Origin of the sequence: Flavobacterium sp. (assembly GCF_052437795.1) — a bacterium.
In the GTDB taxonomy this organism is placed as follows: Bacteria; Bacteroidota; Bacteroidia; order Flavobacteriales; family Flavobacteriaceae; genus Flavobacterium.
The window spans coordinates 459,103-476,652 of record NZ_JBQVPA010000003.1 but is presented as its reverse complement, the minus strand read 5'-3'; the positions used below and the strand labels follow the sequence as shown (position 1 = coordinate 476,652).

Below are 17,550 nucleotides of genomic sequence, written 5' to 3'. Positions count from 1 at the left end.
TTGGCATAGTGTCGAAGGGTTAGGGTGGTTAATAATTAGTTTACTTTTGCTTCTGTATTCGTTTTTACACCGTCAACAAATACTTTTGCCGGTTTGAAAGCCGGGATATTGTGTGCAGGGATTTTGATAGTGGTGTTCTTAGATATGTTCCTGCCCGTTTTTTCAGCACGTGTTTTGATAATAAAGCTTCCGAAGCCCCTTAGGTATACATTATCACCTGTCTCAAGAGAATTTTTCACTTCCTCCATAAAAGACTCAACTGTTGCCTGTACATCTCCTTTTTCAAGTCCTAGTTTCTCAGAGATTTTTGCTACGATGTCTGCTTTCGTCATTTTCTATAAATTTATTATGTGTGTATTTTTTTTGAGTGTGCAAATATAAGAATTAAAAAAACAAATATTCAAGGTTAAACGATTAAAATTTAATAACATAAACATTTACTTTTGCAAACACTACAGCGATCATGGGGTTTTCTAAGTCTTTAATTCAATGGTATTTACAAAATAAGCGCGATTTGCCGTGGCGCAAAACCGTTGACCCGTACTACATATGGCTCTCCGAGATCATGCTCCAGCAAACGCGTGTGGCACAGGGACTGCCCTATTTTTTAAAATTTACCGAAGCCTTTCCCACCGTTGAAGATATGGCTTCCGCGAACGAAGAACACGTGCTGAAGCTCTGGCAGGGACTTGGTTACTATTCCCGTGCGCGCAACCTCCATGCTACCGCCAAACAGGTCGCTTTCGAGATGGCCGGCAATTTCCCCGACAGCTATGCAGGCCTGCTCGAACTGAAAGGCGTGGGCGATTATACCGCGGCTGCCATCGCCTCCATATCCTATGGTGAGCCGGTGCCTGTGGTCGATGGCAATGTATACCGCGTACTGGCCCGCTATTTCGGGATCGAAACCGACATTTCCTCATCGGGTGCGAAAAAGCAGTTTACCGAAGTTGCCGCGTCATTGCTGCCAAAGGATGATGCCGCCACCTTCAACCAGGCGATGATGGAGTTCGGCGCCCTGCAATGCGTACCAAAGAACCCTGACTGCGGCATATGCATCTTTAATAAAGAATGTGCCGCCTTCCTCACCGGCCGTGTGGGCCAGCTTCCTGTAAAGCTCAAGAAGACAAAGGTGACCGACCGTTTCTTCAACTACCTTATCATTAAGGATGCTGCAGGGAATACTGTTTTGCAAAAGCGCACTGCAAAAGGCATCTGGCATAATTTGTATGAGTTCCCGCTGATCGAGACCGAAAAAGAGGTTTCAGGAATGGAGGCGGTCCTATTGATACAGGCAGAAGGCCGACTTGGCTTTACACCGAAAAGCATTACCCTCCTTCACCCGGAAAGGATCTTGCACAAACTCTCGCACCAGCACCTCAGCATCCGTTTTTGGGAAGTTGAGGCTGACGCTATAGTGCCGCATGCAATTGATAAAGCAGAGGCAATGAAATACCCCTTTCCTATCGTTATCCACAATTTTATGGAGAAACATTGGGGTAACGATTTATTATAGTATATTTGAGTAAAGAAACACGGGACTATGAACGGAACACTTAATAAAGTCCTGCTGATAGGGCATTTGGGCGACGATGTAAAGATCCACTATTTTGAGGGGGGCAACTGCATCGGCCGTTTTCCTTTGGCTACAAATGAGGTCTACATCAATAAGCAGACCAACGAAAAGATAACTTCGACCGAATGGCATAACCTCGTGGTGCGCAACAAGGCGGCCGAGATATGCGAGAAATACCTGAGCAAAGGTGATAAGATCTATGTGGAGGGCCGCATAAAGTCCCGCCAGTGGCAGGCAGAGGACGGCACTACCAAGTACACCACCGAGATACAGGTGACCGAGTTCACTTTCCTTACCACCAAAAAAGAGCTCGACCACAATAAGCAGCAGTTCTCTGTAGCCGCTGAGCCTGCCAAACCAAGCTATGACATACAGAACATGCCGGCTCCGGATACCGACCTGCCGTTCTGACCCGTTTAACCAATACGCCTTATTTTGGACCCCGACCCCTCGAGCTTCACCACGACAGACCATAACCTTATACTTGGTTTTACAGGTATCGCCTTCCTGCTGCTTTGTTCCGCTCTTGTTTCAGGTACCGAGGTAGCGCTTTTCTCGCTCGCCCCGCAGGACATCGATAAGATAAAAAAGAACTCCTCCCGCAGGGGCAACGTTATAGCCATACTGCTCGAAAAACCCAAAAAGCTACTGGCTACCCTTACCATCGCCAACACCTTCATCAATATTTCCATTGTCATCCTGTTCTTCAGGCTCAATGCCTTTTCTGCCATACACCTGCCCTGGCTACGCTTTACAATAGAGGCCGCGCTGATAACACTGCTCATCCTCCTCTTTGGCGAGGTCCTTCCAAAAGTGTATGCCGTACGCAACAACCGAAAGTTCTCTAAGAGGGCGGCCTTTCCGCTCATGGTTTTGAGCAGATCGCTTTCACCGCTCAGCATCCCCATGCGCGAAATTACGTTAAAGCTACAGGAACGCTTTGGCTCGCACCGCAATGAGCTTTCGGTCGACCGGCTTTCGCAGGCACTGGAGCTCACACATTACGGCAGTGCGTCTGCCGAAGAGCAAAAACTGCTGGAAGGCATCGTGGCCTTTGGTAATACCGAAGTCACCCAAGTAATGACACCCCGCATCGATATGTTCGCGCTCAACATACAGCTGCCTTTTGCAGAAGCGCTTCCGCAGATAGTGGGCATGGGATTTTCGCGCATACCGGTATACCGGGACAATATCGACAGGATAGAAGGCGTTTTGTTCACCAAGGACCTGTTGCCGCATATAGACAATGACTATTTTGTGTGGCAGGACATCATCCGCGAGCCGTTCTTTGTGCCCGAAAGCAAAAAGCTGGACGACCTGCTGAGGGAATTCCAGGGCATGAAAAACCACCTCGCCATTGTGGTAGATGAGTATGGCGACACCTCAGGGCTTATTTCGCTCGAAGATATACTGGAAGAGATCGTGGGCGACATCAGCGATGAGTTTGACGACGAGGACATCATCTATTCTCAAATAGACGATCACAACTATCTTTTTGACGGAAAAATAGGCCTGAAAGATTATTACCGCATTTGCGGGGTTAACGAAGACGATTATGAGGAAGCTAAGGGTGAGGCCGATACATTGGCTGGGTTCGTGCTGGGGCTGGCAGGCGATTTTCCTGAAAAAGGGCATAAGATCAGCTTTAAGGATGCTATCTTTACAGTCGAATTGACCGACCGTACAAGGATCAAACAAATTAAGGTAACGCTTAAATGAAAAATATAAAAACGCTACATACAGCATTCCTGCTGTTCTTATTGGGGATCATGGCCACAAGCTGCGGAGAAGATACAATACCCAAACCCCAGGCCTACCTTAGGCTGGATTACCCTATGGGAAAATATATCCCTTACACCGGCAGCTGCCCGTACACCTTTGGCTACAATTCGCTGGCGCACATCAAAGATAAAGGCAACTGCAACCTTACCATCGAATACCCACGAATGAAGGCCACATTGTTCATTACCTACAAGCCTGTTGAAGGCAACCTGAACGCACTGTTGCGAGATGCCCAAAAACTTACCTACGAGCACGTGATCAAGGCCGACGAGATACTCGAGCAGCCTTACATCAATGATGAAAAAAAGGCCTATGGTATGTTTTACCAGGTGGGTGGCAACGCGGCCACTAACGCACAGTTTTACGTAACCGACAGCACACACCACTTCCTTACCGGCTCTATGTACTTTTATGCCAAGCCCAACTTCGACTCCATTATGCCTGCGGCCAGCTATATAAAGGACGATATGCGCAACATCATGGAGACGCTAAGCTGGAAATAATTTTATAAGTGCAATACACTTATAAAGATGTATATTCAGGACAGGAACTTTGCCCTGAACCCTGATGGGGTTTCTCCGGCCTTCAGTAAGAACAGGCGGCTAAAGTAAGCAGGATCTTCATATCCCAGTTCATAGGCTATCTCTTTTGAACTCATTTGTGTATGCGCCAGCAACCGCTTTGCCTCGAGCACAATGCGGTTCTTAATGACTTCATTGGGCTGCGGCAGGCTAAGCCGTTTAAACCTGTGCGTTATAGTCTTAGGTGCCATGGACAGAAGTGCTGCGTAGTCGGCCACATTATGCTTTTCCTTATAATGGGCCTCAACCAGCTGTGTAAATTTCCGGAACGATTCGATGTCGCTGCTCTGCCCGGCCGCTTCCTGCTCCAGGTGCTGCCTTTTCCATAATCGCACCGACCTGATGAACAACTGCTTCAGGTACGTACGGATCATTTCTTCATGTGATGAATCCCTGTGTATAAACTCATCACCTATCTGTGCATACAGATAGTCGATAAAGCTGCCTTCTTCGGGTGTAAGGGTGGTCATCGGCATGTTATAGATATTGTTAAAAAGCAGACCATCGCAGGCTACTTCCTCATCATGGATCTGGATACAGTAAAAATCACGATTATAAAATATCATGGATCCCGGAGCGCTGCCCGTTCCCGTTATGTTAAGCACCTGGTTGGGGCTCACAAAGAATAATGTCGGGCCCGTTGTTCGGTATGATGAGAAATCAACTGTGAGCGAATATCCTCCCGGCAGGTAAACTATCTTTATATATGGCGAATAACTGTCTGTCCCCAATACCCCGCCACTATCGCCATTGATCGCCACGAGCCCTATCTTTTTAAGGCCTGAGTCAAATATATTCTGTTCCATCCTAATTATGTGATTAGCAATACTGCTTTAAATATACGATATTTCCGTTCGCATAAAACAAGTGCGGGATCCGCCACTCGGATCCCGCACTCAGCCATTATTTTGTACTCCTTGCAAATTTTTCCAACTCTGAATTGAATTTTTCCATTTCCTCGATGAAAAGCGCATGCCCGCTGTTCTCGAACCTTACAATATAGGAGTTGCTCAATCCTTTGTGAAGTTCTTCCGAAAAAACAAATGGGCATAGTTTATCCTGGGTACCATGGAACAGTGCCACCGGTATTTTTATCTTGGCCAGTGATGGTCGGAGGTCAAGATCGCGCAACGCAGATATAGCCTGAGTAGTAGCATAGGGTGACGCATCAAGATTGATGCTCTCCAGCCATTTTACCATATTAGGAGTAATGTTGCCTTCTTTTGCGGGGAAGCCGGCGCCGAAACCTGCTACCAGGTCCTGCCTTTCGGTCATTGTTTTTTCAATAAGGCCTGCAACTACATCATCGGGCACACCCATAGGAAAACCTGGACGCTGTTTCCATGATGGCGCTGCGGGCGCAAATAAAGCCAGCTTGCTAACGTGGGCGCTGTTGTATTTGGCAACATAATGCAGCGTTACCGCCCCACCCATTGAGAACCCTCCCAGCACAGCATTCTCTATTTTAAGTTTTTCGAGCACCACTTTTATATCATCCGAAAAGACATCAAAGTCATATTTACCGTAAGGCCTGTCCGACTTGCCAAAGCCCCTTAGTGAAATACCGATCACCCTGAAGCCTTTCCTTACCAGGTATTGGTATTGATATTCATACATAGCGTCATTAAGTGGCCAGCCGTGTATCAGCACTATAGGCTGTCCTTCTCCCAGGTCCGTTACATGGAGCTTCACGTTTTTCTCAACCTCAATATACTCTTCCCTTCCTGCCGATGCAGGAACCCTTTTGCTTTGCGCCACTGCAGGGCTGCTTACTACTAATGTCATAAAAATACCGATCGCTTTGATAATAGTTTTCATAATAATGTTGTTTAAATAATTAATCTCTGTTTTAGATGTCACATATTGACAAGACAAAGGTGCGAATAACCCATGCCCGGAAAAATGGACAAAAAGGCGAGAGTATTGTATATTTTTCCCTGTGATGTAAAAAGCCATTAAAACAACCTTTCACCTACGATATAATTATTTAAACAACTTACTGAAAATGATAAGTTTGGAAAACAAATGACACTTTTGGAAAAGCAATTAGCATTGGGGCATTTCCCTATCTGTCTGTTTTCGATATTGCACAACAATAGCACGACATCTTATTATGTCCGAAACACCCCCTCATCTTGTCGGGTTTGCCAGATCTGCCGCACACACCCTAGTGTTATCTTTGCTAAAACATCTAATTATGGAGACCATACACCTGGACAACGATATCACTATCATGTATATACAGGCAGTCTCATTCCCTGAAGGACTGCCCAAAGCCTATGAAAAACTGCACGCGCTCCTGCCTTTTGGCGAAGAAAGGAAATTTATAAGTTTATCATGTATGGATGCAAACCAAAGTATTATCTACCGCGCAGGAGCGGAAGCTTTGCATGAAAATGAAGCCACGGAATTCGGGCTACCTACACTGGAATTAAAAAAAGGCCGTTACCTCAGCATCACCATACGTAATTTTATGGAGGATACCTTAATGATAGGACAGGCCTTCCAAACCCTGATGCAGGATCCACGTATCGACCCCGAAGGCTACTGCGTCGAATGGTACTTTAACGACCCTGATGTGCATTGCATGATACGCCTGATGGATTGATAATCATACTATATACTGGTCATCTATGTTCCAGCCTTTCATGATGAGTCCCATTTGCGTGCCGCCAAACCATGTCCTGCCTATTTGCAGTTCCCATTCGCAGCCCTCTTCAAATTTTTGGGGGAGTGTAATGCCGTGGACCTCCACCGGGAGTTTCCAGTCTTTATACTGCGGCATGTCGAGGTAACGCTGCAGCTCTTCACGGTGAAAATCGAATATCTCTTCGCGGGCATATTCTATGTAGCCTTCCAAATGCTGCGTCATCAACTCGTGCAGGAAATCGATTTGATCCGGCTTCAGTTTGGTCAGTTTTATTTTGTTCTCCAGCCCGCCATGCTTGTTGAGTATTTTATTAAGGGGCGAAAGGTTTGCTTTTACGTAGTCGCGTTTTGTGGTGTCCATTGGTTTTGGATTAGTCTTATACTATAAGAATTAAAATAAGGTCTATTTCAGCTTAAAAATCCCCGATAACCGCTTTCAGCCTATCGCTTACAGCTTCCGGCAATTCTTCCAGGTACTCCTCGTCGGCATATTGGTTGCCTTTTTCCTTATAACCCAACGCAATTACCGAATCGATATCGGTGTGGTCATTGTTTTTAAGCAAGGCTTCAAGGTTGCTGTAATCCTGGGTTTCCAACATTTTTTCGAGTTCCGGATGTACGGCATTGCGGTCGCTAAAGTAAAGCTCTTCAGAGCGGCACTCTACCGACAAGAACGTCGACAAGGCATATTCCATGTAGATAACAAAATCACAGGCATGCGGCTCATCATACGAGGCGCTGTGGTCAGTGCCAAATGTAATGGAGTGATTGCCATTTCGCAAAGTAATGCAGGCATCATTATAATAGTTAAAACCGTCGAAATAGTTGAACAGCGCGCCATCGTTCTCTTCCGACTCACCCAATTCGGTTTCCTGCGGGTCGCCATACAGATCAAAATCGACCGAATTGGCCAGACCCTCAATGGGAAGGACCGGATATCCAGCCTTCCTTATAGTCATCTTCGTCTTTGGCTATCGGGAAGCTGCCGTCAGGATCTATGGCTTCCGTCTCTGCAAAAGCAACCGAATGCCACGACACGTGCAGGCCATTGCTTATCTTGTAGAATTCCTTTATATACTCATTAAAAGCAAATGGCCCGGCAGGCGCTTCTGAATCTTTATAGTCAACATTTTCCAATTGCTCCTCATAGATCTTTGCCTCGGCTTCAGCGATCTGTTCCGGGGTCGCGCCCGGGTATTTGATAATGTTGACCCGGCTAACCAGATCGTGGTTTTTCAGTTGTTCAATAGCCGTTTCAAGCCTGCTGAAATAGCTTTTTGCCCATTCCTGTGCTTTTATGTCCATAGTTTTATTGTGTGTTATTTTTTGAGATCTTTTCACTCTGCTACGCTCCGGTCAAAATTACACAGGCGTACCGTAGGTGGTAAAATTGTTCATTGATCAAAGCCCGACATAAAATACTCCGCATCGTCCGGCAGTAGGCCTACTGCTATGGCCTTGTCGTATACTTCCTGTGTTGCATAGGTATATTGTGCCATTTGGTCGGTAGCAGGCAACATGAAAAAGCGGCCTTCTATACCTTCGCCGGGCAATACCTCTTCATTTACAAACCCTTCTATGAAATCGGCATCGAGCCAGCCCATCAGCTCACCAAGTTCACAATTGTAGTTACCGTTTTCGGTTACTACTGTACCGGTAAGCTCGTCCTCGCCAAAGCCTATCATTTCGTATTCAAACTCCGCCGCAACTACATTGACCCCACTTAGGGCAGCCATCTCTTCAAAAAGCTCCTTATAATCGCTGCCTTCTTCAAAACCTTCGGCATCCCTCACGATGTGCGAGAGTACGTAAAAGAAATACTCACTGCTGCTTATTCCGAACAGGTGCTCCGATATTTTTGCTTTATTATTGTGCGGAAAGCTAAACCACCCTATTTCCTCAAGCGTATTCAGGTAGGCTGCTGCCCCCTGCGATGTTAATGCTTTGTATTTGTCCATTTTTTGGTTATTTGTTCAAAATTACTTACAACACCTCATTAAAGAAAATCATTTTCAGTTACAAATGTCACGGTAATTTTTATTGGCCGCCCTATTGGGTTTAAGCGTGACAAATCTTCGTCATCATTCAGTCCTGATAAAAATTCCTCTTCAGAGCCTGCAGTCCCCAAAACAACCCACGGATGCCCGAATTCCGTTACGGTGTAATAAATTTCGAGAACACTACTTTCATTTAGTGCATTTAAAGCATCCCCCACAGGGTAGTTTTGCATTTCGCCGATGAATTCAAGTCCTGCATGACCAGAAACGCCGCTTATCCTGTCAAGCATTTGGCCACGCAGGTACTGTTCTGACGTTACGGCCGCATCTTCCGCCGCCTGAGAGGCATTGGAGTATTCACACTGTACCGTACGGAGCAGAAAATGCCTGTTCTCCGCAGTTAGCCTGTAAATACTATATATTGCTAATTCCGCCCCCATATACTTTTTATATCCTCATCTACGTAAGGCACCTCTTCAAACAATTCATTTGCCCTTAAAATGTCATTATTTATTACAAAAAGCCTGTATACATGGTCGTTACCCGATGAATAACCGGGTATATCGTTCCGGATCGTTCCTACGCCGTAGCTTTCCAGCCTTGACCTGTAGGAGCTAAACACGTCGAACGACCTCGTAAAAGCCACCAGGTGCCAGTGCTGTATCTTCATCACAAGATCATGGTAAAAGCGTATGGCGTCCTGCTTGTCAGCTGACGAGAACAATATTTCCTGCGCCTTCCCGCGCTCGTAGTAGCTTACCTCCCATTTGCCATTGTTCATCTCCAGGCGTTCAATGTCATCGAAGTATTGTTCGCCAATGCCTTCAATGGAAAACCGGTTGCAGCCTTCCGAAATAAATTTATCGTATAGTTCTTTTAATTCCATTTTTCTGAAATTACGATCAGCCTATGTGCACTGGAACACCTGCGATACGAGTTGGTGCTTCTCCGAATAGAAGAGATACAGCGTACCGAACATATTGCTGTGGTCCAGCTGCGCTATGAACTCCATCTTCTGCCCGTCAGGGTCGCGTGGGGTTTCATCGCTTTGCAGCCACGACGGCTTGCCGGTATGTAATGTTCCGTCGGTTACATTGTCCTTTATCTCTACCTCCTGAACTATACGCTCAATGCTTGTTCCTGTTTGGTTATATATAAACTTTAATGTTACAGGGTTCGTATTGTACAGATACATCAGCCTGTCTAAGATCCGTTCCTGCCCAAAGTCATGCCACCACAAATAGCTTTGGAACCTTACCATCATTACCGCCTGCTGTAGCGTGTATTTTCCTGAAAGGGAAAATTGTTTGGTGCCGTATTGGTTTTCCTGCGTTACAAGTATCTCATTGCCCAGGTGTTCGAATGTGAATACGCTCCCCCATTCCATTACTACTTTTTTATCGCTCCTTTCCTTATAGTTCAATACACCTTTACCATTTTCTTCAGGACAGCTGAAAGTGTATTCAATAGTGTCCGGAAAACCGTCTTTTTCATTGACTTGTACAGCGATCTTGTTCCTGTCTTCGATCTTGCAGGTATATTTAAGGAACCCTGAATAGAGGTCATAAAAATGGCTGAAGGCGTGCAGGTGGATCAATCGTGCCTGATCCTCTTTTATTGTGTCGTCGTTCTTTCCAACAATGTACCATCCGTTGAGGTCAGCGTCCCATCCGTTTTCTTTTTCCCTGAATACAGCATTGAAGGGCACCCTGGTATACGTAACACCCAGCTTCTCATCCGTTGCATTACTATGGTGTGGCGCGGGTTCTTTGAATGCCGTGAAGCCTTTACGGGTCTTTTTGTACAATATCTTTTCAGTTACTTTTATATCTCTGGCCGGCTGATGCATCGTAGTGCCCTCAAGGAATCCATCGGCACCATACTGAAAGGTAATTTGTTCTGAGTCCAGCCACTCACCGTTGCCAAGATAATATTGCACTGTCCGGGTGACTGGCATTATTGCCCCGTTAACTTCCCCGTACGTATAAGCTACGCGCCTGTTGACATCATGCGAGTACGACCCCGAATGCAGCAACATCCCTTCTTCACTGTATACATCAGTCTGCCTGTAGCTTATCTTTTCAATTTTGTCAACCGATGTCTGGAGGTACTCACGCATTACATCCGATCGGTCATACTCATCGAGTTTCCTCAGGTTGAGCGGCGCCAGCAGTTGGTATTTTCCATTCTCCAGCCTAAAGTCCATGCGGCTTACATCCACATTCTGTACGATGAATGTAAACGGCAAGCCATCCCACTTCTCGTTTACTACACCTCCATCGAATTTTACTATGGGCAGCAGCACTTTATTTAATCCTTTAATGTCGGCCATGCAGCTTTTCAATGCAGGAAAACCCTCAATTTTTGATTTCTTTTTTGATGGCGATAGTATGAGTTCTTTTTTCATGTGTAATTATCCAGTAGTCCCGGACGGATTATTTTTTAATACCCACCCAGTTCCTCTCCAGGTCGCTGTAGGGGTAAATTTTTATCATCTTAAGCATTTCGATAAATCCTTTGTGCCCAAAGTTCTCCACTGTGGCCAGTTCTTCCTCAAATATCTCCATGCACAACAGCAGGTGGTGCTTCTGGCCTTCAATTTCAAATGTTTTGTACACATCAAATATGATGTACCTCACAGCTCCGTCACTTCCTCTTATGCCGCATATTTCAAAGGGGTTAAAAACCTTCTCCTGTGCCGCAGCGGCGATCTGGGTAAAGTTGTCGCACATCCGCCTTTCCATTAGGTTAAAGGCCGTGGGCGGGTCCTGGTTAATATCGTTAAAAGGCTGTTTTGTAAAAGCAATTAACTCATACGTACCTTTTTTGTTGGGTTTCGCGCCTGTACCATCCGGTTGTATAAGTTCCATTGTAGTGAATCCCGTACCCTCTATATGGTCCGGGAAATAATGCATGTCCACCTGCCCTATCGTCATCCCCGCCAGCACCCTGAACGGGATCATGGCATGGCCGATGGTCCCTGCCGAAGGGCCTAATAGGTTTTCGATCGCCTCCTGCTTCCTGTTGTAATGCGCTATATATTGTTCGTTGCTGCTATCGTTCATGTTTTTATCTTTTATCTAACGTCTATCCGTCTATTATCTGACAGTCCTACTCTATCACCAGCCTTACCCTTGTCACGCCCTGTTCATCATCATACTCCTCATTGTACACGCGCTTACCGATAATACCGGCAATCGCTGCTTTTACATTATCAAGGCTGCCACCCAGTTCGAGGGTAATTTCACTTTCGGTATTATATCTGTCCTCATCGATAAAGTCGGACACGTGCAGGTAAAATTTATCCAGTATATCCTCCAGCGGGTATTGTGAGTCCTCTTCGTCTTCAAGCTTATAGCTCAGGGCAAATACGTAGTGGTCCTCTTCAATGTCTTTATATATATTGCCTTCAACAAATTCATAATTTGGGTTGACGTTTTACTTATCCAACTGTGCTAATCGTATGTTTTTCATAGTGTAATAATTGGGTATTCATTCTTTTTAAGTGGTGATGGATGCGCTTATCCGCCCGCTTTGAAGGGCTTATCAGTTATCCTGTAAACATTTTGCATAACGGCCTGCAATCCTTTTTTTGTTCCTTCAAAATAATTCCCTTTCGAAAATTCGGAAAGCATAATATTGTTAATTATGTTCTGTTTTTCGGTAGCCGGCAGCCTTTCATTGAGATTGTTGCTGCACACAATGCCAACCCTATTGAGCGGGCGACTGATACATATCAGTATTTTTCCGTCGGCCTTGTTGTCTAGTTTCCATTCATCAGCCATCGTTTGTACCAGGTTGTCAAAATCTTCTTTTAATGTCCACGAGCTATCGATGGTCATGATAGCTATCGCTTTATTTGAAAGCATCTGGAACCCGATGGCCATCATGTCCAACTCTTCTGTCTGGCTATCAGAATATACCTGGCCGTAGTCGTTCGTCCATCCTGCGGACACAACACGAAATTCAGTACTTAACTCAGGCTTTTCCGGAAGCCTGAGACGTTCCGGGCTTTCGATATACTCGCCTGCATCCCAAAAAGAAGTGCTCCCACCCGATGCAATTAATATTTTGGCTTCTAAAAGCTCGGCTTTACTTATCTTAGGAATGGCTATTTCTGCCTTTGGTTTCTCATCACCGGGCTTTTGCCCGCACGCAATGAGCAGGAAACCGGCAGCAAGCAATAGTGCATTTCGATATGCTAGAAACATATTGTTACTTCTTTTTCCATTACTTTTTCAAAATCTTCAATATATTCTCCATCTTCGTCAATCAGCGGCAGGATATGCTCTTTTATGTCGTCCGCACTACGTATCACAACAGCATTCCCTTCCCAATCGGCAGTGTTCCCTTCCCGATCCAGCGTGACTATAATGCCCTCATCAACGGCCCGTTTAGGCCGCCTTATTTCTTCCATAGCGGTGTTAAAATGGCTCAGGGTATCCATTGCCAAGTAGAATGATATTTGCTCTATCTCCTGTTTTGTACATACAATTGGCTTCGGATTATAGTCATCGAACAGGTCCCTGACATTTTCAGGCAGGTTCACATAAATACCGTTCTTTTTTGCAATAGGCTTCAGTTTATAATACGACCGCTGGTTGGTCTCCCAAAAATAATCCGGCAGCAGGATAAGCTCTTTAAGGATGTCCTGCTGTATCACCGACTTATCGTCATAACTGAAGCTATACCCATAAAAGCCATTTCCCTCCATTTCCCTAATGGCTAAAAGGGCCACAATATCGGTATAACAGCGCCGCCTTAGCAGGTGCAGCAGGTCGGCCGTGCTTACCTCTGCTATCTTTTTATATACAATTTCGCGGGTATGGGAATCGGTACCAAAAAGGTATTGGCTCAGTTCCTTTATCGAATGGTTGTCAATATCCGCTATGTTAATCTCTATCATGCCGCGGGGTTGTGTTAACTTTCCCCCTCATACGCCCCAAGGAACTCCGACATCTCATCCGAATCCGCAATGTCCTCTAGCTCGTCAAACTTTTTTTCTAAATCATCAGCGTCCATCCATTCGGGGCTGAATTCATACTGCAACACAAAGTAGTTGTCTACATATACCAACTCCGCTGCACCATCGTTAAACTCATTAAACTTGTTCATGGCATCTGATACTTCGTCGGCGTCGGCGTCATAATCTTCGGCGCCCAGATAGCGGTACAGCACAATGGCATCGTCCTTCCATCCGTATTGGTACGACACGCCGTCCTTTCTCCAGGCCCACCAGCCCTCCTGGCTTTCAATGTCCAGTTCGGCAATGTCCTCATTATACTTCCTTTTAAATACCTCCGCCAGCGCATCACGGGCAATGTCCTTTTCAGCAGCAATGCCTTCGTAATAGGGGTTAGGCAGTTGCGCCGACACCTTTCGCCTGTGCTTCTTATCGTCCGCATCGGTTATCTCAAGTTCAAAGAAATAATCAAATTTCTCATACTCGCTGTGGCTATAGCTGCCCAGTCCCTTTACCTGGTCCAGTAAATTAGTAGACAGGTCCACCACGATCTCATGCCCTTTGGCCCTTGGGTTTACATCGACCGACAATTTTTCTTCCCGCCACTCATGCATCAGCTTAGCGGTAACGTCAAACTTTTTAAGGGGTAGGCCCGATAGTACTGTTACAACAAAATGCCCTGTTCCGTCCAGGAAACCGAACATATCGCCTCCGGTATACTGCGGGGAAATGCTGATGGCAAAGTCATCCTGTCGCAGGGCTTCCTCCCGGAGCATTTCAGGCATATCGAACTGTGGCTCATCCCATTCCGGCCAGTCTTGCTTTTTTACCCCGATAAGTGGGTTTTTGACAAGCACAGTATGTTTTTCTTCCAATATCTTTTTTGACGGATCGGCAGTCCTGACTTTTATGGTGAGATGAAATTTTAAATACTCGTCCTCATTACCAAGGTCCTCCTTAAAAGCATCTTTCATTACGCCATGAAATGCAGAGCCGATAGCAATGTCCCAGTTAAGGGACGGCGTTCCCGAGGTCAGTGCGGTCTGTTCGGCTGTATAATTCTCCAGTGTAACATGGCAACTCGCCTCATCGGCAAGGCAGCTCGCGCTAACCTGCATAAAGAGCTGCTCGTCGTCGAATATTGCCTCTTTATAAAATCGTATCTCAAATGGTTTTTCAGTAGTTGCCATAATTTAACGATCGCGTATTAAATCTTAAAGAAAAAGAACACTACGGCTGCCCACTCTTTCTTTACACCGCCAGCTCGGCCAATGGTGCTGTGGCTTGAGTTTTCTACGGTGCCGTCGCTTTTCACGTAGCCTATGGTACTATGGCTGCTGTTCTCCACAGTGCCGTCTTTCTTTACATACCCTACGGTAGAATGGCTCCTGTTCTCTATGGTACCATCGCTCTTAATGTAGCCTATCGTGCTGTGGCTTTTATCTTCAATGGTGCCGTCGCCCTTAATGTAGCCTACAGTAGCGTGGCTGCTGTTCTCTATCGTGCCATCGCTTTTGATGTAGCCTGCCGTGCTACGGTTGCTGTTCTCTATAGTTTGTGCTTGTACAAAGGCTGTCCCGCCAAGAATTGCGATCAGTGTCAATAGTTTCATTTTATATAGATTATTAAATATTGGTTATTTTTTTACAGGATGCCACTAATGTTAAAGCGCTTTCTTAAGCTTAAAACGTTTGTGGCATAACCCCTACGATGCTCTTAATTGATTTTTCAAGCCTTCAGGTCAGCACCATATTTATCACTGAAACTCAGCATCGTGCGCGGTTCAGCATTGCTGCAGTTAAATCCTTTCTCATTGATCATTCTATACATCTTCCCTATATCGCCAACGGTCTCGCCTTTTGTAATGCTCAATATAGGGTTATTCTTAAAATTGGTTTTTGCAATAGACTTCAGCAGGAACGGCTGGCCTTTAACCAGGGCTTTATGATCCTTAAATGTCAATCGCATGAAGGGGCTTTCCGCAGGCCCAAGCAGCTCGGCCTTTTGTATGTTGCTCCAGGGCACAAAGGCATTGCGCAGCATTTGCTGGTTAATGAATATGCCGTCGTTGGTCACACCGAAAGAGGGATTTTTAAGGTCGGTCTTAAAGCGGAGGTACACATAGAAAAGGGCAAATATGATGGCGAATCGTCCGCCCCAGGTATATAGGGTTGCCGGCCACCCCACGTCGGTTGTGTAACTCACATGTCTATACTTCCACGAGGTAACCATGGCCTTATGGGTATATCCCCAAAACAACAGCCTCGAAATTACAGCCGGGATACCGCATATCAGCGAGATAACTATCATGTTACGCAGACCTTTGTCAATATTTTTCCTGTTGTGCTTTGCCGATTCTATAAAGTTTAGGTTTTTCATCTGTGAGTATATTTACCTCCTTAAAAGTAGAACTGTTAATTTTTGTTAAAGATAATAATTGATCCAGCATTTTAAAGAGAAAATGAAAATTTGAAGGCGTTTGAAACAATTTCGTAACGATCATGTGAAAGTCCGCAATTGGTACTATATGCAGCGTTCACGCAATGAACAGATTATTTCACGCAAAAGCGCAAAGTTACAATACCATAAAATTGCAAAGCAATCCTGTGCGGCATGGGTATCTCGCAGCTGCGGGACAAGTTTAGCGGCTTTGCACCTTTGCGTGAAATTAAAAATGCAGCCGCTTGCAGATGCCTATCCCAACACTTACCTTTGCACAACTTCAAATGGCAAAGCAAAAACACCCCATATACAACCTGCAGTTCGGCCTGGTATGCATGAGTTCACTTTTGTTCTCGGCAAGCTTTAACATGCTCATACCCGAACTTCCTGCTTACCTCAGCAGCCTTGGCGGTGCCGAATATAAAGGGCTCATTGTGGCGCTCTTCACTCTTACGGCGGGCATATCCCGTCCTTTCAGCGGCCGCCTTACGGATACCGTGGGCCGCGTGCCCGTTATGGCATTCGGGTCCATCGTATGCTTTGTGTGCGGGTTCCTTTACCCTGTTTTGGGAAGTGTGGCAGGCTTCCTGTTCTTAAGGCTCATCCACGGATTTTCCACGGGCTTTAAGCCAACCGCCACAGCTGCATATGTTGCCGATATCGCACCACCCGAACGCTGGGGAGAGGCTATGGGCATCCACGGGCTGTGCTTCAGTACCGGACTCGCCATTGGCCCGGCCATAGGGAGTTACATCGGTATGCATTACTCGCTCGATATCCTATTCTACTGCTCGTCTGCCTTTGCGCTGTTGTCGATACTCATCCTCATGAACATGAAGGAAACGCTGCCGTCAAAGCAAAAATTCCGCCCTTCGCTCCTAAAGATCTCAAGGCATGACATCATAGCTATCGAAGCACTGCCCGCAGGCATTGTCACCTTTATGTCCTATGCCGGCTACGGCGCCATACTGACACTGATACCGGACTGGACAGCGCACCTGGGAATTGCCAACAAAGGAATGTTCTTCATGGTATTTACGCTCGCTTCGCTACTCATCCGTTTCATAGCGGGCAAGGCATCAGACAGGCATGGCCGCACGCGCGTTATTATCATTGGGCTGGGCATACTGCTGATCTCGCTGATAGTGATCGGTTATGCTGCCACCCCGGCCGGCCTAATGGTTGGCGCGGGTATCTATGGTGTGGCATCGGGCATACTTTCCCCGGCTATCAACGCCTGGACCATCGACATGAGCCATCCCGACCACCGTGGGAAAGCCGTGGCAACAATGTATATCGCACTCGAGGCCGGTATCGGTTTGGGCGCGTTATTCGCCGGTTGGTACTATGCCGACGTTATTGCCCGCGTGCCGGCGGTAATGTATTCCTGTGCCGCAGTAGTAGCCATCTGCCTGGTCTATATGCTGGTAAAGTTCAGGAAAGCCTGAGAAGGATCTATCTTACGATACACAGAGAGGATAACGGCAATTCTCTGTCAACCAGAAATTTATACATTTAAGATAATTTTCACTTTTCCTTATAAATATTCTGTAATTTTAT

At 46.0% G+C, this 17,550-nt stretch carries 23 protein-coding genes; 6 read left to right on the top strand and 17 right to left on the bottom strand.

Going from position 1 to position 17,550, the window contains the following annotated elements; translation table 11 throughout:
* Positions 1–35 precede the first annotated feature (35 nt).
* Positions 36–332 carry an HU family DNA-binding protein gene (locus ACT6R0_RS12300; protein WP_265173194.1) on the bottom strand — a complete coding sequence of 99 codons (297 nt, stop codon included), beginning with the start codon at positions 330–332 and terminating at the stop codon, positions 36–38.
* Positions 333–463: 131 nt separating this feature from the next.
* Here ACT6R0_RS12300 and mutY point away from each other — a divergent pair, with 131 nt between their 5' ends.
* Genes mutY through gldD form a run of 4 tightly spaced genes read left to right on the top strand, consistent with a single transcriptional unit; the run spans position 464 to position 3,861 of the window.
* Positions 464–1,516 carry an A/G-specific adenine glycosylase gene (gene mutY, locus ACT6R0_RS12295; protein WP_444653720.1) on the top strand — a complete coding sequence of 351 codons (1,053 nt, stop codon included), beginning with the start codon at positions 464–466 and terminating at the stop codon, positions 1,514–1,516.
* 27 nt (positions 1,517–1,543) lie between these two features.
* Complete coding sequence (locus ACT6R0_RS12290; protein ID WP_444653719.1) at positions 1,544–1,987, top strand: single-stranded DNA-binding protein; 444 nt, start codon at positions 1,544–1,546, stop codon at positions 1,985–1,987.
* Between the two features lie 24 nt (positions 1,988–2,011).
* The gene (gldE, locus tag ACT6R0_RS12285) at positions 2,012–3,295 is read left to right on the top strand and encodes a gliding motility-associated protein GldE (protein WP_444653717.1); all 1,284 of its coding nucleotides are present in this window, start codon (positions 2,012–2,014) and stop codon (positions 3,293–3,295) included.
* The gene (gene gldD / locus ACT6R0_RS12280) at positions 3,292–3,861 is read left to right on the top strand and encodes a gliding motility lipoprotein GldD (RefSeq protein ID WP_444653716.1); all 570 of its coding nucleotides are present in this window, start codon (positions 3,292–3,294) and stop codon (positions 3,859–3,861) included. Before gldE ends, gldD begins: the two co-directional genes overlap by 4 nt.
* A 35-nt stretch (positions 3,862–3,896) precedes the next feature.
* Here the strand turns inward: gldD and ACT6R0_RS12275 are convergent, their stop codons facing one another.
* Complete coding sequence (locus tag ACT6R0_RS12275) at positions 3,897–4,745, bottom strand: helix-turn-helix domain-containing protein (protein WP_444653715.1); 849 nt, start codon at positions 4,743–4,745, stop codon at positions 3,897–3,899.
* Between the two features lie 97 nt (positions 4,746–4,842).
* Positions 4,843–5,757, bottom strand: a complete 915-nt coding sequence (locus tag ACT6R0_RS12270; protein ID WP_444653714.1) for an alpha/beta fold hydrolase — start codon at positions 5,755–5,757, stop codon at positions 4,843–4,845.
* A gap of 379 nt (positions 5,758–6,136) precedes the next feature.
* Between ACT6R0_RS12270 and ACT6R0_RS12265 the strand changes: the two genes are divergently transcribed.
* Positions 6,137–6,547: a hypothetical protein gene (locus tag ACT6R0_RS12265; RefSeq protein WP_444653713.1), complete on the top strand. Its 411-nt coding sequence runs from the start codon at positions 6,137–6,139 to the stop codon at positions 6,545–6,547.
* Between the two features lie 3 nt (positions 6,548–6,550).
* On the opposite strand, the gene ACT6R0_RS12260 is transcribed toward ACT6R0_RS12265, so the two are convergent.
* The 14 genes from ACT6R0_RS12260 to ACT6R0_RS12195 form a co-directional block, all read right to left on the bottom strand.
* Positions 6,551–6,949, bottom strand: a complete 399-nt coding sequence (locus tag ACT6R0_RS12260; protein ID WP_444653711.1) for a hypothetical protein — start codon at positions 6,947–6,949, stop codon at positions 6,551–6,553.
* A 52-nt stretch (positions 6,950–7,001) separates the two neighbouring features.
* A complete protein-coding gene (locus ACT6R0_RS12255; RefSeq protein ID WP_444653710.1) occupies positions 7,002–7,547 on the bottom strand; it encodes a hypothetical protein in 546 nt (181 codons plus the stop codon).
* The gene (locus ACT6R0_RS12250) at positions 7,507–7,893 is read right to left on the bottom strand and encodes a hypothetical protein (RefSeq protein WP_444653709.1); all 387 of its coding nucleotides are present in this window, start codon (positions 7,891–7,893) and stop codon (positions 7,507–7,509) included. The genes ACT6R0_RS12255 and ACT6R0_RS12250 overlap by 41 nt, the downstream gene beginning before the upstream one ends.
* Before the next feature lie 89 nt (positions 7,894–7,982).
* Positions 7,983–8,546: a hypothetical protein gene (locus ACT6R0_RS12245; protein ID WP_444653708.1), complete on the bottom strand. Its 564-nt coding sequence runs from the start codon at positions 8,544–8,546 to the stop codon at positions 7,983–7,985.
* 38 nt (positions 8,547–8,584) lie between these two features.
* Positions 8,585–9,025 (bottom strand): hypothetical protein, encoded by a 441-nt coding sequence (locus ACT6R0_RS12240; RefSeq protein WP_444653706.1) that lies wholly within the window; start codon positions 9,023–9,025, stop codon positions 8,585–8,587.
* Complete coding sequence (locus ACT6R0_RS12235) at positions 9,010–9,471, bottom strand: hypothetical protein (RefSeq protein ID WP_444653705.1); 462 nt, start codon at positions 9,469–9,471, stop codon at positions 9,010–9,012. The genes ACT6R0_RS12240 and ACT6R0_RS12235 overlap by 16 nt, the downstream gene beginning before the upstream one ends.
* A gap of 21 nt (positions 9,472–9,492) precedes the next feature.
* Positions 9,493–10,992 (bottom strand): hypothetical protein, encoded by a 1,500-nt coding sequence (locus ACT6R0_RS12230; RefSeq protein WP_444653704.1) that lies wholly within the window; start codon positions 10,990–10,992, stop codon positions 9,493–9,495.
* A 28-nt stretch (positions 10,993–11,020) separates the two neighbouring features.
* On the bottom strand, positions 11,021–11,650 hold the full coding sequence (locus ACT6R0_RS12225) for a suppressor of fused domain protein (protein ID WP_444653703.1): 630 nt from the start codon (positions 11,648–11,650) through the stop codon (positions 11,021–11,023).
* Positions 11,651–11,696: 46 nt separating this feature from the next.
* A complete protein-coding gene (locus ACT6R0_RS12220) occupies positions 11,697–11,873 on the bottom strand; it encodes a hypothetical protein (RefSeq protein WP_444653701.1) in 177 nt (58 codons plus the stop codon).
* A gap of 233 nt (positions 11,874–12,106) precedes the next feature.
* Positions 12,107–12,796 carry a TPM domain-containing protein gene (locus ACT6R0_RS12215; protein WP_444653700.1) on the bottom strand — a complete coding sequence of 230 codons (690 nt, stop codon included), beginning with the start codon at positions 12,794–12,796 and terminating at the stop codon, positions 12,107–12,109.
* The gene (locus ACT6R0_RS12210; protein ID WP_444653699.1) at positions 12,787–13,491 is read right to left on the bottom strand and encodes a hypothetical protein; all 705 of its coding nucleotides are present in this window, start codon (positions 13,489–13,491) and stop codon (positions 12,787–12,789) included. Before ACT6R0_RS12210 ends, ACT6R0_RS12215 begins: the two co-directional genes overlap by 10 nt.
* Before the next feature lie 14 nt (positions 13,492–13,505).
* Positions 13,506–14,738, bottom strand: a complete 1,233-nt coding sequence (locus ACT6R0_RS12205; protein WP_444653698.1) for a hypothetical protein — start codon at positions 14,736–14,738, stop codon at positions 13,506–13,508.
* A gap of 17 nt (positions 14,739–14,755) precedes the next feature.
* On the bottom strand, positions 14,756–15,160 hold the full coding sequence (locus ACT6R0_RS12200; protein ID WP_444653697.1) for a 5-fold beta-flower protein: 405 nt from the start codon (positions 15,158–15,160) through the stop codon (positions 14,756–14,758).
* Positions 15,161–15,276: 116 nt separating this feature from the next.
* Entirely contained in the window at positions 15,277–15,927 is a 651-nt protein-coding gene (locus tag ACT6R0_RS12195) for a hypothetical protein (RefSeq protein WP_444653696.1), read from the bottom strand.
* 311 nt (positions 15,928–16,238) lie between these two features.
* On the opposite strand from ACT6R0_RS12195, the gene ACT6R0_RS12190 reads away from it, so the two are divergent.
* Positions 16,239–17,438 carry an MFS transporter gene (locus tag ACT6R0_RS12190; RefSeq protein ID WP_444653695.1) on the top strand — a complete coding sequence of 400 codons (1,200 nt, stop codon included), beginning with the start codon at positions 16,239–16,241 and terminating at the stop codon, positions 17,436–17,438.
* Positions 17,439–17,550: the final 112 nt, after the last annotated feature.